Raw genomic sequence first — 13,511 nt, forward strand, 5'->3', positions numbered from 1 at the left:
CATGAGCACCCCATCCCAAACCATGAGCCGCGGCCTTATTGCGCTGTTCGCGTTTTGTTGTGGCGCCATCGTCGCCAACATTTACTACGCCCAGCCGATCATCGAGCTGATGGCGCCCGATGCCAACCTCACTAACAGCACCGCCAGCCTGGTGGTGTCATTAACCCAAATCGGCTACGCCGTGGGCCTGTTCTTCCTGGTGCCGCTGGCCGATTTGGTGGAGAACCGCAAGCTTATCCTCGCCACCCTGGCGGTAAGTTTTGCAAGCCTTTTAGGCACCGCCTTTGCCGCCCATCCCAGCACCTTGTTGTTGACCTCGGTGCTGATTGGCCTGAGCTCGGTCGCGGTGCAGATGATCATTCCCCTGGCCGCCCACCTCACCAGTGAGGAAAGCCGTGGCCGGGTGGTCGGCAGTATCATGAGCGGCCTGCTGCTGGGCATTTTGCTGGCCAGGCCCGCATCCAGCCTGGTGGCCAATTTCTTTGGCTGGCGCGCCGTATTTATGGTGGCGGCCGGGGTGATGGTGGTGGTAGCCATCGCCGTGGCACTCTTTATGCCGCAGCGCAAACCAAGCCATAGCGCCAGCTACGGCGCCCTGCTGGCCTCCTTGTGGCATCTTTTTCAGCGCCACCCGGTACTGCGCCAGCGCGCCTTGTACCAGGCGCTGATGTTTGCCGCCTTCAGCCTGTTCTGGACCGCCTCACCCATCGCCTTGGCCCGCGAGTACGGCCTGAGCCAAGCGCAAATTGCCGTCTTTGCCCTGGTGGGCGCCATGGGCGCCATCGCGGCTCCCATTGCCGGGCGTCTGGCCGATGCCGGCCACACCCAGCGCTTGTCGCACTTTGCCAAGCTGCTGGCTGTGGTGGCCTTTGTACCGGGCCTCGTGGCGCTGCAACTGCATCTGTCCTTTGGCGTGGTGGCCCTGGCCATCACCGGGGTGCTGCTGGACTTTGCGGTGCAGATGAACATGGTGCTGGGCCAACGGGCCGTCTACGCCCTAGATCCGGCCAGCCGTGGCCGCCTCAACGCCCTTTACATGACCAGCATCTTTATCGGCGGCGCCGTGGGCTCCTCGGTGGCCGGCAGCCTTTATGAACATGCCGGTTGGACCGGGGTTGCCCTGGCCGGGGCTGCCATGCCGGTTATCGCCCTGCTGGTGTTCCTGAAAGTCTCAGCATCAGCCCCGATTGCGGTAAAGGGAGCCTGACATGAAAGCCATCATCATCGGCGGTTCACTGGCCGGCCTTTTTACCGCCAACGCATTAACAGCCATCGGCTGGCAAGTTGAGGTGTTTGAGCGCTCCGAGTCTGAACTGGACAGCCGTGGTGGTGGCATAGTCCTGCAGCCGGAAGTGGTAGAAGCCTTTGTTTTCTCAAGCATCCGCCCCAGCGGCGAGTTGGGGGTAACGGCGCCGGGCCGCCAATATCTGGACGCATCAGGGCTGATGATAGGTAACGCTCGCCAGCCCCAGATGCAAACGTCCTGGAACCTGCTGTATGGCTATCTCAAGGGTGCGCTGGACAGCGCCCATTACCACCAGGGCGCCGAGCTCAGCCACTTTGAGCAAGACGAGCACGGCGTCAGGGCTTTCTTTAGCGATGGGCGCGAGGCCACAGGCGACCTGCTGATTGGCGCCGACGGCCCCGGCTCGGCAGTGCGCAGCCAGCTGCTGCCGGGGCTGGCGCCACAATACGCCGGTTATCTGGTGTGGCGCGGCTTGGTAGACGAGCACCGCTTGCCGGATTCTGTCGTCAAGGCCCTTGGCGATGATTTTGTGTTCCAGCAAAACCCCGAGTCGTTGATGCTCCAGTACAAGGTTCCCGGCAGCCACAGCGAGCTAACCCCAGGCCTTAGACGCAACAACTGGCTTTGGTACATCAAGGCCGAAGGCGAAGCGCTTGAGGCGGCCCTTACCGACAAAAACGGTGTTCGCCGGGGCCATTCGGTGCCGCCTGGCCTGCTGGCCGCCAGTGAAGAGAGCCGTTTTCGCGCCTTGGCCGACACCCAGCTCAACCCCGCTTTTAAAGAACTGGTGCGCCTGACCGACGACCTCTTCGTGCAAGCCATTTTGGACCTGAAAGTGCCGCGCATGGTCTTTGGCCGGGCCTTGCTGCTGGGCGATGCCGCCTTTATTCCCCGCCCTCATACCGCCGGCAGCACCGCCAAAGCTGCCGCCAATGCCCTGGCTTTAGCCCGGGCTCTTCAAAATCACAGCGCCCTTGAACCGGCCCTGGCCCAGTGGCAACAGCAGCAGCTGACCGAGGGCCAACGCATGGTGGACTGGGGCGTGCGTATGGGTAACCGCCTGATGGCGATTACTCACTCCAAAGGAGGTGCCAAATGAACACCGCAACCCTGCATTACCTTTACGACCCCTTCTGCGGCTGGTGCTATGGCGCCGCCCCCATGGTGTCGGCCGCCAGCGAGATAGAGGGCCTTGCCATCAACGCCCATGGCTACGGCCTGGTATCGGGGCCGGACAGCAAGCTGACCTCACCGCAGTGGCGCGACTTTGTGCGCCCCCATGAAGAGCGCATCACCGCCTACAGCAAACAAATCTTCTCCCCGGCCTATTTGCAAAACGTGCTGGAAAGCACCGAGGTGCGCCTGGACTCCGATCCGCCCATCGCTGCCATGATGGCTGCCGAGGCCCTGGGCGGTCTTGGGGTGGCCATGCTCAAAAGGCTGCAACTGGCCTACTACCAGCAAGGCCGGCCCATTGCCGAGTTCGATGAGCTGCTAAAAGAAGCCACCGCACTGGGCCTTGACCAAGGCGCCTTTGAAGCCGCTTACAGCCAGGCCCTTGGCCAGGTGGATAGCCACATCAACGACACCCGCGCCATGGTAGGCCAGCTTGGCCTTAGAGGCGTGCCGGGCTTTGCGCTGGAGCAGGACGGTCAATGGCAGGTATTTCCCTTTGGCCATTACCTTAGCCGCCCGGCGCTTTTTAAAGCCGACTTGCAAAAAGCGCTGCAAGGCAGCGCCGAGTAAAAAAGCCCGGGCCAGTGCCCGGGCTTTTTTTGCCGCCAGTCATTCCTCGCTGGAATGAATGATATCGCCGTCACCTCGCTACCGGCGCCACCCGGCCAGAGCCACAATGACCCCGTCAATTACACACACCGAGGCAAATACCATGACCACTTTCACTCGCTACAACGAAGACAACGCACCGCAAACCGCCAAACCGCTGCTGGCCGCCACCAAAAAAGCCTTTGGCTTTGTGCCCAACCTGCAAGGCTACATGGCCGAGTCTCCTGAGCTGCTGGCCGGCTACGGCGCCCTTTGGGATCTGTTTGGCAAGTCCACCCTCAGCGCCCATGAGCAACAAGTGGTGTATCTGACCAATAACTTCGAGAACAACTGCCACTACTGCATGGCCGGCCACACCACCCTGGCCCAGATGCAGAAAATGGATCCCGCCGTTATCGATGCGCTGCGCGACGGCTTTGAGCTGCCCGACCCTCGCCTTGAAGCCCTGCACCAGTTTGCCAAAGCCGTGGTGCAAGAGCGCGGCTTTGTAGGCGACGCCGCCGTCGAGCAGTTTCTGGCCGCCGGCTTTACCCGTCAAAACGTGCTGGAGGTCATCCTCGGCACCGCCACCAAGCTACTGAGCAACTACACCAACCACATCGTTCACACCCCCCTGGACGACTTCATGAAAGGCAACGAGTGGACCAAACCCACCGCCTGACCAAGTTGGCCCCGCCAGGGGCCATCATTAAAGGAGAACGCCATGACCCTGCAAGCCAAACTCGACGCCTTCAAGGCTGACTTCAAAGCCGGTAAGCCGCCCTACAATGCCCCGGCCCACATTCACCCCATTATGGAGCGCGCCACTAAAGAGCTGATTGCCAGCGGCGCCGCAGACCGCGCCCTTAAAGCTGGCGACAAGGCCCCGGCCTTTACCTTGCCAGACCCAGAGGGCAAGGCGGTGAGCAGCAGCGAGCTGCTGGCCAAAGGCCCGCTGGTGCTGAGCTTTTACCGAGGCGTGTGGTGCCCCTACTGCAATTTTGAACTCCAGGCGCTGCAACAGGCCCTGCCCCAGTACCAAGAACTGGGCGCCAACCTGGTGGCCATCTCCCCGCAAACCCCGGTCAACAGCCGAAAATCGGTGCGCACCAATAGCCTGGATTTTCCCATCCTCAGCGACAGCGCCAATGAGGTGGCTGCGGCCTTCGGGCTGCGCTTTACCCTGCCTGACTATCTGGCAGAGCTCTATCGCGCCTTGGGTAACAACCTGCCGATAGTCAACGGCGATGACAGCTGGACCTTACCCATGCCGGCCCGTTATGTGATTGGCCGCGACGGCATCATCCGCTACGCTGAGGTCAACCCCGACTACACCCAACGCCCTGAGCCGAGCGATCTGCTGCCTTATCTGTAATACAGGCCGCCCCCGGGCGGCTTTTGCCGTTTGGCAAAAGGCCCTACACTGGCCTCATACTTATTCCCAAAGGGCATACCGATGGACATGCTGGCCGCCATGGAAACCTTTACCGCCGTTGTCGATAGCGGCAGCTTCTCAGCCGCTGCCAGGCGCCTTGGGGTTGGCCAGCCGGCAGTGTCCAAAACCATTGCCCAGCTTGAAGAAAAGCTGGCGGTGCATTTACTCATTCGCTCTACCCGCGGGCTGACCCCAACCGAAGCTGGCCTTGCCTTTTATGAAGGGGCCAGGCGCACCCTCAGTGAAGCTAACGAAGCGCAGGTGCTGGCGCGCGGCTCAGGGAGTGGTCTAACAGGGCGCCTTCGGATTTGTGCCGCCGTCACCTTTGCCAGCCTGCACCTGGTGCCAAGGCTTGGGCCCTTTATGGCCGCCCATCCTGACTTGCAAATCGAAGTGGTGCTGGACGACAGGGCCATCGACCTGGTTGAAGAAGGTATCGACGTGGCGCTGCGCATGGGCAACCTAGCGGACTCTTCCCTGGTGGCGCGCAAGATCACCAGCGGCAAACGGATGGTGGTGGCCACCCCGGCTTATATTGCCAACCACGGCCGCCCACAAAGCCCGGCCGAACTGGCCAGTCACCAGGCGGTGATTTACAGCCAGCGCGACGCCGTTGATGTTTGGCGTTTCAATAAAGACGGCAACGAGCAGCAGGTAAAAGTGCAAGGCCAGCTCAAAGTCAGCGCCGCCCAGGGCCAAAGGGCGGCGGTCCTTGCAGGCCTTGGATTGACCCTCGCCTCACAGTGGATGTTCCCCGAAGAGCTGGCCTCGGGAGCGGTAGAGGTATTACTGCCCGACTGGCAATTGCCGCCAGTGGACTTATGGGCGGTGTTTCCTGCCGGGCGCAACAGCACCACCAAGGCCCGGCTGTTTGTAGAATTCGTCCAAGGGCTGTTTGAGCCGCCCTTTGCCCCGCCCGTAACTGCGCCCATAACGTGACTAACGATGTAACTGGATATTTATCAACCAGTTTCAGCGCCGTTAACAGCCTGGCTGTAAGTAGAGCGAGACAGTGTGGTAGACAATCTGGGCATTCTCTCTGGCGCAGAAAACCTTTATAGTGAGAACTATTAGCGTTTGTGCTCAAAAGAAAAGCAGATGAATCTAGCCGATGTAAAAAAAGGTCTGCCAGCCATCGTTGTTGACGTGGTAGACGCCTACGAGCAGGACCCCATCGCCAGGCGCCTTCGGGAACTGGGCTTTGTTGCCGGTGAGCCGGTGCGAGTGGTGGCCCGGGGCCTGCTGGGCGGTAATCCGCTGGTGGTTCAAGTCGGGGCAACCCGCTTTGCTCTTCGCAAAAAAGAAGCCCAACGCATCCATATTCAAACCGAGTTCGCATCCTGATGAGTGCCAGCAGTCTTCGTATCGCCCTGGTGGGTAACCCCAACAGCGGCAAAACCGCCCTCTTCAACCAACTGACCGGCAGCAACCAGAAGGTGGCCAACTACGCCGGGGTGACCGTCGAACGTAAAGAAGGGATTTACCACGCCGCCAACGGCAGCAGTATTCATATCCTTGATTTGCCGGGCGCCTACAGCCTGGAAGCCACCAGCCCCGACGAAGCGGTGACCCGCGACGTGCTGCGCGGCCAATACCGCGGCGAAGCCGAGCCCGACGTGCTGGTGTGCGTGGCCGACGCCACCAACCTGCGTTTGCACCTGCGCTTTGTGCTAGAACTCATTGCCCTGGGCCGGCCCATGGTGCTGGCCCTGAACATGATGGATACCGCCCGCAAGCACGGCATTCGCATCGACACCCAGGCGCTGTCCAAAGAGCTGGGCATTCCGGTGGTGGAAACCGTCGCCATCAGTAAAGACGGCGCCAAGGCACTGGTGGACAAACTCAACAGCCCCGACTGGACTGGTCGCCAAGTAAGCGAAGAGCTCACCCTCGAAGAGCGCCACCAGCGGGTGCGTAGCCTGATGGCTACCGTGGTGAGCTACGACAAAACGGCCACCACCCTCGATGACCGCCTGGATGCCTTGTTCCTGCACCCGGTGCTGGGCCTTGGGGTACTGGCGGTGCTGATGTTCTTTATCTTCCAGGCGGTGTTCTCCTGGGCCGAGCCTGCCATGGACGCCATCACCGACGGCATCAGCGTCTTTGGGGCCTGGGCCACCAGCCCTCTGCCTCAAGACAGCGCCCTTTTTAGCCTGCTTAACGACGGCATTTTTGCCGGCCTTGGCAACGTGCTGGTGTTTTTGCCGCAGATCCTGATTTTGTTCTTCTTCATCCTGGTGCTGGAAGAGTCGGGCTACCTGCCCCGCGCCGCCTACCTGCTAGACCGAATGATGTTTCGCGCCGGCCTCACCGGCCGGGCCTTTATTCCGCTACTTTCGAGCTTTGCCTGCGCCATTCCCGGCATCATGGCAACCCGCACCATCTCCGACCCGCGCGATCGCTTAACCACCATCTTGGTGGCGCCCTTGATGACCTGCTCGGCGCGCCTGCCGGTCTATACCCTGCTCATTGCCGCCTTTATCCCCCAGCAAACCGTGGCCGGCACCTTTAACCTGCAAGGTATCGTGCTGTTTTGCCTGTACTTTGCCGGGATCTTGAGCGCCTTGCTGGTGGCCTACGTGATGAAATGGCTGCGCCGCGACAAGCGCGAACATGCGCTGCTGATGGAGTTGCCGGCCTACCGCCTGCCGCACCTTCGCGACCTGGCCTTTGGCCTGCTGCAACGGGCCAAGATTTTCTTGAAACGGGTGGGGGGCATCATCTTCTCCCTGACCGTGCTGCTGTGGGTGCTGTGCACCTTCCCCGGCGCTCCCGAGGGGGCAACGGGTCCTGCCATCGATTACAGCTTTGCCGGGGTCATCGGCCACTGGCTGGCCTATGTCTTCGAGCCGGTGGGCTTTAACTGGCAGATTTGTATCGCCCTGGTGCCCGGCATGGCGGCCCGCGAAGTGGCGGTGTCGGCCCTGGGTACTGTCTATGCCATGTCCGGCAGCGAAGACATGATAGCCAACCAACTGGGCCAGGTGATCGCCCAGACCTGGTCTCTGCCCACCGCCCTGGCGCTGCTGGCCTGGTATGTGTTTGCGCCCCAGTGCATCTCCACCCTGGCGGTGATCCGCCGCGAAACCAACTCCTGGAAGGTGATGGGTTTTGCGCTGGTTTACCTCTTTGCCCTGGCCTACCTGGCGGCCATGGCCACCTATCAACTCGCGGAGTGGTTACTGTGATATTTGAAGTGGTTCAAGGGGTTATCGTGGCCATTGTGGTCCTGACCGCGCTGCTGATGGCCCTGAATAAATACGTACCCGCCAGCAAGCGCCTACAAGGCGCCCTGGCCGATAAACTGCTGACCCCGGGGCGCAGTGCCCCGGCCCGCTGGCTGGGGAAAAAGCTGCACGGCCAGCTGTCGGCGGCCGGTGGTTGCGGCAGTGATGACGGCTGCGGCAGCTGCAAAGGCTGTGCCCCCAGCAAGCCCACCCATAGCGGGCCGGAGATCTTTCGCACCAAAGTCTGACCTGCCGCGCAGACCTCCTGTCTCGCTGTTCTGGCCTTGTCATCAAAGCCGGGTAAAATGGCGCCACAAAAACAGGAGATAACCACCATGCGTCATTTTTTCTGGCTTCTTTCCCTGCTCTTATCCACCCAGGCTCTGGCCTTTGGCTTTAACGGCCACAAGGCGTTCTGCCAGGCCGCCTACGACCTCACTACCCCCAAGACCCAGCACGCCCTGGATAAAGTGGTGGCCAGCCAAGGCCAGTACGGCTCTTTTGCCGAGAGCTGCACCTGGGCTGACGACATCAAAAAAGACCACCAATGGGATTGGTCCAAGCCGCTGCACTACATCAACGTCAAACGTGGCGCCACCGAGGTTGACGCCGGCGACTGCGCGCCGCACGGCTGCGTGCTCTCGGGTATTCGCCACTACCAGGCGGTGCTGAGCCAAGATCCCAGTGACTGGCAGGCGCTCTTTTTCCTGTCGCACTTTGTGGGCGACCTGCACCAGCCGCTGCACGTGAGCTATGAAGACGACTGGGGCGGCAACAAGGCCATGGGCGATTTCTTTGGCGAGCAGAAGAACCTGCACGGCATTTGGGACTACGGCATGCTCAGCCACATGGGCGGCGACGACTGGAAGCACTTTGGTGACAAGCTCGCCAGCCTTGCCAGCGCCAAAGATGCCGGTGGCCAGCCGCTGGCCTGGGCCAACGGCTCTTACAAGGTGACCGAAGACATTTACCGCTACTACGCCAAGCACAAGACCATGGGCCAGGAATACGTAGACCACTTCGGCCCGGTGCTTGAGGCGCGTATGGAAAAAGGCGCCGAGCGCCTGGCGCGCATGCTCAACGCCATTTACGACAAAGGCGCTGACAAATAAGGTAAAACCAAGGAAACATCCGGGCCGTTATTGGTAACGGCCGGGCTTGGGGTTATACAGGGCGGGTGTCATACTCGCCCTGATCAGACCTTGCCCATGCCCAATCATAATCTGCGTTTTCTTGTTCCCTTTTTCAGCGCCCTGCTGCTGGCCGCCTGTGGCGGCGGTGGCTCGGACAGCACCGACACCAAAGGCAGCAGCTTCGTCCTGCAACTGGTGACACTGCGATCCGATAGCCTCGCCAATACCAACAGCGCCAAATGCCAGGTATATTACCAGACCGGTAGCAGCAACAGTGAAGGCGACGCCACCTACTACTACGCCACCGCCGTTACCGACCCGGCCGTTGCCCTCTACAACGCCGACGGCAGTTTGTCGTCCCGCCTTAGCGTCGACAGCAGCGGCAAGGTCCAGGTTTACGACAGCGACGTGCCAAGCGGCGGCTACCTGGCGGTCACTACCACCACCATCGGCCAGGCCTTTACCGAGTACAACGTCACGGCGCTCTCTTCGTCGCTGCTGGGGGCCATGACCTTGAGCGTGGCCAGCAGCAACACCAGCGGCAATTGCGTGAGCGGCACCTACAGCGCGCCGGCCAGCAGCACCGGCTATATGAACATCAACGTGCCCGGCGATTTCAGCGCCGCGCCGGTGATCTACCGCCTGGACAACGGCGTTGATGTCACCACCACCGCCAGCAACACCAAGCTGACCCTGACCGTCTACCAAGACCACCCGCTGCTGGTTACCGCCTACGGCCATTACGACAGTGACACCGGCAAGGCCAGCGACATGGTGGGTTACGCCTTTATCAGCGCCAGCGCCCTTTGCAGCCAAAGCGCCAGCTGCGACGGGGTCGACCTGGTCGCCCTAGACCAGACCCCGGCCATCAGCTTTTTAAACGAAGACGCCACCGACAACGCGGTGCTCAAAGTGGTGTCTGACAGCAACATCTACAACTGGCAGACCCTCGCCGCCAGCGACACCCGCTTTGGCTACAGCGACAGCCTGGCCAGCGCCAACTGGTATTACCGCGCCAACGGCAGCTACCTCAATTGGGACATCGCCCGCCATAGCGCCATCAGCGCCCCGGACGCCGGGGTAGACGTTAACTTGCTCGGCAGCCTTAATCTGTCTGACGCCGACCCGCAAACCAGCGCCAGCTGCAGCGGCGCCAGCTTTGCCTGCGTCACCTTAGGCGGCGCCTCGGCCAGCCAGTTTGATTACCAGCGCACCCTGGTGTCGGCCTACAGCAGCAGCGGCAAGGTTTACATGGCCATGCAGGTGCTGGGCCCGGCCGCCAGCCAGGTCAACCTGCCCAAGGTGGTAGACAGCAGCGGAAACCTGCTGATGAGCGCCAGTGACCTTGCCGCCGGCAGCGTTACGGTGAAATTGCTAAGCGCCAGTGAAAGCGCCCTCTTTCAAGACCAGCGGGACGACAACCTTGGCGGCAGCGATGCCCTCTACTACGGCACCGTGCTTGAAAGCCTGGCCCAGCAGCAAAGCCTGGCCAGTACCCTTGCCGCCAGCGACAGCCTGCGCCTTAGCCGCAGCCACAGCAGCTTATAAAAAAGGCCCCGAACGGGGCCTTTTTTATATCCGGGGCCGGACCATGTTGGCAGGCTTTAAGATCTCGGCCAATAGCGCCTCGTCCAAAAGCCCTTCTTCTCGCACCAGCTCCAGCACCCCCTTGCCGGTTACCAGGGCTTCCTTGGCGATGCGGGTGGCGTTGTCGTAGCCGATATGGGGGTTAAGGGCGGTGATAAGGCCGATGGACTGGTTCACCAGCGCCTCGCAGCGCTCCACGTTGGCGCTGATGCCAACCACGCAGCGCTCGCGCAGCATGTCCATGGCCCGGCGCAACAGCCGCATGGATTCCAAAATCTTGTAGGCAATCAAGGGCTCCATCACGTTGAGTTGCAGCTGCCCGGCTTCGGCGGCCAGAGTGATGGCCAAGTCGTTGCCAATCACCTGGTAGGCCACCTGGTTCACCGCCTCGGGAATAACCGGGTTCACTTTGCCGGGCATGATGCTGGAGCCCGGCTGCTGGGCCGGCAGGTTGATTTCCCCAAAGCCGGTACGGGGGCCGGATGAGAGCAGGCGAAGATCGTTACAAATCTTGGAGAGTTTCACCGCCAGGCGCTTGGTCATGCCGCTAAAGAGCACGAAGGCGCCCATGTCGGAGGTGGCTTCAATCAAATCTTTGGCCAAACGCATGGGATGGCCGCAAATGTCGGACAGATGGGCCGTGGCCAGCGCGCCGTAGCGAGGGTCGGCGTTGATGCCGGTACCGATGGCGGTGCCGCCGAGGTTCACTTCCCGCAACAGATCGTAAAGCCCCTCGATACGCTCGATGTCTTCCCCCAGGGTGGTGGCAAAGGCGCCAAACTCCTGGCCCAGGGTCATGGGCACTGCGTCCTGCAATTGGGTGCGGCCCATTTTGATGATGTCCTTGAACTCACCGGCCTTGGCGCCAAAGGCGTCGCGCAGCGCCGCCAGGCTGTCCACCAGCTCGGCATGGCTCAGTTGCAGGCCTACCCGGATGGCGGTGGGATAGGCGTCGTTGGTGGACTGGGACAGGTTGACATCGTTGTTGGGGTGCAGCTGGCCGTATGCGCCTTTGGCATGACCCAGGTGTTCGAGGGCGATATTGGCGATCACCTCGTTGGCGTTCATGTTGGTGGAGGTACCGGCGCCGCCCTGGATCATGTCCACCACGAAATGGTCGTGAAATTCACCAGCGATGATGCGGTCACAGGCCAGCACGATGGCGTCTTTTTTAGCCGCCGGCAAATGGCCCAGCTCGGCGTTGGCCAGGGCCGCCGCCTTTTTCACCATGGCCAGGCCCAAAATCAGCTTGGGAAAGTGATACAGGGGCACACCGGTCAGCTGGAAGTTGTCCAGGGCCCGCTGGGTTTGCACCCCGTAATAGGCACTGGCAGGCACATCCAAATAACCTAACAAGTCTTTTTCCTGGCGAAACAGGGGGGCGTCACTGGCGGGGTGGGGAAAGGCGGTCACGGTACGGCTCTGTGGGTGAAAAGTGGCGCTATGGTGAGCCCTTGGCCAGGGCTTTTGCCAATGCTATTGTTTCAAGGCTCATGCCGTTTCGGCATAACCAACGGACAACCCATGGATATCGACAGCAAGTGGCTTGAAGACTTATTGGCCTTGGCCAGTTGCCGCAGCTTTTCCCAGGCCGCCGCCCGCCGCCACGTTACCCAGCCCGCCTTTAGCCGCCGCATTCGCGCCCTGGAAGACGCCGTAGGTGCCGCGCTGATCGACCGCAGCAAGACCCCGGTCGATTTAACCAGCGAAGGCCAGCTGTTCCTGCTCACCGCCCGCTCTGTTACCGACCAACTGGCCGAAGCGGTGGCAAGGGTGCGCGGCCTGCAACCGGCCCAGGCCCAGGTGCTGGATATCGCCGCCGCCCATTCCCTGGCCAACAGCTTTTTCCCAGATTGGCTCAGCCAACTGCCCCTTGGCAGCCAGCAGTCCATTCGCCTGGCGGCGCTGAACGTGGAGGAGGCGGTGCACCAGCTGCGAGAAGGCCAGTGCGATATGATGCTGGTCTATTACGATCCGCTCTCGGCCCTGCAACTCGATAGCGCCACCTTCCCTTCCCTGCCTCTGGCCAGCACCGCCCTGGTGCCGGTCTGTGCGCCAGGAGAGAACGGCCAGCCGCGCTGGAACCTCGAAACCGACGAAACAGTGCCACTGCTGGCCTACACCCAGGGCGCCTTTTTGGGCCGTACCCTTCGCATGATGCTGGCCAACGACGGCCTGCGCCTTCGCCTTCGCACCCTTTTTGAGACCGCCATAGCCGACGGCCTCAAAGGCATGGCCCTGAAAGGACTGGGGGTGGCCTGGCTGCCCAGGCTTTGCATCGAGCAGGAACTGGCAGACGGGCGCCTTCTAGAGCTGGGCCCGGCGCGCTACCAGGCCCCCCTTGAAATTCGCCTCTATCGCTGCACCCTGGTGCACAAGGCCGCCCTTGACCGGCTCTGGCAGCAACTGGCGGCTACTTAGCGGCCTTGCTGCGCTCCAGCGCCTTGGCGATGGTCTGGCGGTCGCTGTCGCTAAGCTCGGCCTGGTCGATAAAATCGACAATCACATCCACATCCTTGATGTCTGGCACCTCGATATGGGGCGGGATGGGCGGCATAACCCGCAGCTTGCCAAGCTCGGCGCTGTGGGCCTTGAGCTCAATCTGCACCCGCTTTAGCTCCTTTTGGGCGCGGGCCATGGCCACCTTGGCTATTTTCTGGGCCTTGATGCGCTGTACTTCGGCGATTTTCATTGCCTTTTCCCGCTCAATCTCGGCCATTTTCAGCTGCTGGGTAATGTCCTGTTCCAGTTGGCGCGCTTCTTCTTCGCTGCCAAGCTCCTTGACCAGCGCTTGGTGCAGCTCCTCGTCACTGGCCGCCGACAAGTCCAGGTGGCGCTGCTCGGTGTTTATCACCAAACGGTGTTTGTGCATTGCTGTTGACTCGGGGCTGGCAGCAGGCACTGCCTTAGGCGCCTTTGGGGCCGCCTGGAGGAGGGTTGTGGGCGGCGTGGTTTCAGGGCTCGGGGCCGTCATCGCCACCGGCGCGGCTTTGGGGGTATTGGCGTCGGCGGCGCAGGCACTTTGCAGGGCAGCCAGGGTGGCAAGACTCAATAGCGATAGCATTTTCATAAGACGCTCCTTTAATTGGGCCCTCACTATTGAGAAAGTCATGCCAACT

14 protein-coding genes are annotated in these 13,511 nt (G+C 61.4%); 12 read left to right on the forward strand and 2 right to left on the reverse strand.

Annotated elements, in window-relative coordinates:
• Position 1 precedes the first annotated feature (1 nt).
• From EDC28_RS04940 to EDC28_RS04990, 11 genes are all read left to right on the forward strand, one after another.
• On the forward strand, positions 2 to 1,207 hold the full coding sequence (locus EDC28_RS04940) for an MFS transporter (protein WP_050657592.1): 1,206 nt from the start codon (positions 2 to 4) through the stop codon (positions 1,205 to 1,207).
• A gap of 1 nt (position 1,208) precedes the next feature.
• A complete protein-coding gene (locus tag EDC28_RS04945; RefSeq protein ID WP_123420859.1) occupies positions 1,209 to 2,345 on the forward strand; it encodes an FAD binding domain-containing protein in 1,137 nt (378 codons plus the stop codon).
• A complete protein-coding gene (locus tag EDC28_RS04950) occupies positions 2,342 to 2,992 on the forward strand; it encodes a DsbA family protein (protein ID WP_123420860.1) in 651 nt (216 codons plus the stop codon). Before EDC28_RS04945 ends, EDC28_RS04950 begins: the two co-directional genes overlap by 4 nt.
• 142 nt (positions 2,993 to 3,134) lie before the next feature.
• Positions 3,135 to 3,692: a carboxymuconolactone decarboxylase family protein gene (locus EDC28_RS04955; RefSeq protein WP_050657589.1), complete on the forward strand. Its 558-nt coding sequence runs from the start codon at positions 3,135 to 3,137 to the stop codon at positions 3,690 to 3,692.
• 42 nt (positions 3,693 to 3,734) lie between these two features.
• Positions 3,735 to 4,385, forward strand: coding sequence for a peroxiredoxin-like family protein (locus EDC28_RS04960; protein WP_123420861.1), 651 nt, complete (start codon positions 3,735 to 3,737; stop codon positions 4,383 to 4,385).
• 81 nt (positions 4,386 to 4,466) lie between these two features.
• The gene (locus EDC28_RS04965; protein WP_050657582.1) at positions 4,467 to 5,384 is read left to right on the forward strand and encodes a LysR family transcriptional regulator; all 918 of its coding nucleotides are present in this window, start codon (positions 4,467 to 4,469) and stop codon (positions 5,382 to 5,384) included.
• Between the two features lie 159 nt (positions 5,385 to 5,543).
• Positions 5,544 to 5,789 carry a FeoA family protein gene (locus EDC28_RS04970; RefSeq protein WP_050657581.1) on the forward strand — a complete coding sequence of 82 codons (246 nt, stop codon included), beginning with the start codon at positions 5,544 to 5,546 and terminating at the stop codon, positions 5,787 to 5,789.
• Complete coding sequence (feoB, locus tag EDC28_RS04975; protein WP_123420862.1) at positions 5,789 to 7,633, forward strand: ferrous iron transporter B; 1,845 nt, start codon at positions 5,789 to 5,791, stop codon at positions 7,631 to 7,633. Before EDC28_RS04970 ends, feoB begins: the two co-directional genes overlap by 1 nt.
• An 8-nt stretch (positions 7,634 to 7,641) precedes the next feature.
• Positions 7,642 to 7,920: a DUF6587 family protein gene (locus EDC28_RS04980; protein ID WP_336391503.1), complete on the forward strand. Its 279-nt coding sequence runs from the start codon at positions 7,642 to 7,644 to the stop codon at positions 7,918 to 7,920.
• Positions 7,921 to 8,007: 87 nt separating this feature from the next.
• Positions 8,008 to 8,784, forward strand: a complete 777-nt coding sequence (locus EDC28_RS04985) for a S1/P1 nuclease (protein WP_170164033.1) — start codon at positions 8,008 to 8,010, stop codon at positions 8,782 to 8,784.
• 96 nt (positions 8,785 to 8,880) lie between these two features.
• Positions 8,881 to 10,353 carry a hypothetical protein gene (locus EDC28_RS04990; RefSeq protein ID WP_123420865.1) on the forward strand — a complete coding sequence of 491 codons (1,473 nt, stop codon included), beginning with the start codon at positions 8,881 to 8,883 and terminating at the stop codon, positions 10,351 to 10,353.
• A 24-nt stretch (positions 10,354 to 10,377) separates the two neighbouring features.
• Here EDC28_RS04990 and EDC28_RS04995 read toward each other — a convergent pair whose 3' ends face one another.
• Positions 10,378 to 11,769, reverse strand: coding sequence for an aspartate ammonia-lyase (locus tag EDC28_RS04995; RefSeq protein WP_170164039.1), 1,392 nt, complete (start codon positions 11,767 to 11,769; stop codon positions 10,378 to 10,380).
• A 147-nt stretch (positions 11,770 to 11,916) separates the two neighbouring features.
• Here EDC28_RS04995 and EDC28_RS05000 point away from each other — a divergent pair, with 147 nt between their 5' ends.
• On the forward strand, positions 11,917 to 12,813 hold the full coding sequence (locus tag EDC28_RS05000) for a LysR substrate-binding domain-containing protein (RefSeq protein ID WP_123420866.1): 897 nt from the start codon (positions 11,917 to 11,919) through the stop codon (positions 12,811 to 12,813).
• On the opposite strand, the gene EDC28_RS05005 is transcribed toward EDC28_RS05000, so the two are convergent.
• Complete coding sequence (locus EDC28_RS05005; protein ID WP_123420867.1) at positions 12,806 to 13,462, reverse strand: hypothetical protein; 657 nt, start codon at positions 13,460 to 13,462, stop codon at positions 12,806 to 12,808. The genes EDC28_RS05000 and EDC28_RS05005 overlap by 8 nt on opposite strands.
• Positions 13,463 to 13,511 lie beyond the last annotated feature (49 nt).

The organism is Gallaecimonas pentaromativorans (assembly GCF_003751625.1).
In the GTDB taxonomy this organism is placed as follows: Bacteria; Pseudomonadota; Gammaproteobacteria; order Enterobacterales; family Gallaecimonadaceae; genus Gallaecimonas; species Gallaecimonas pentaromativorans.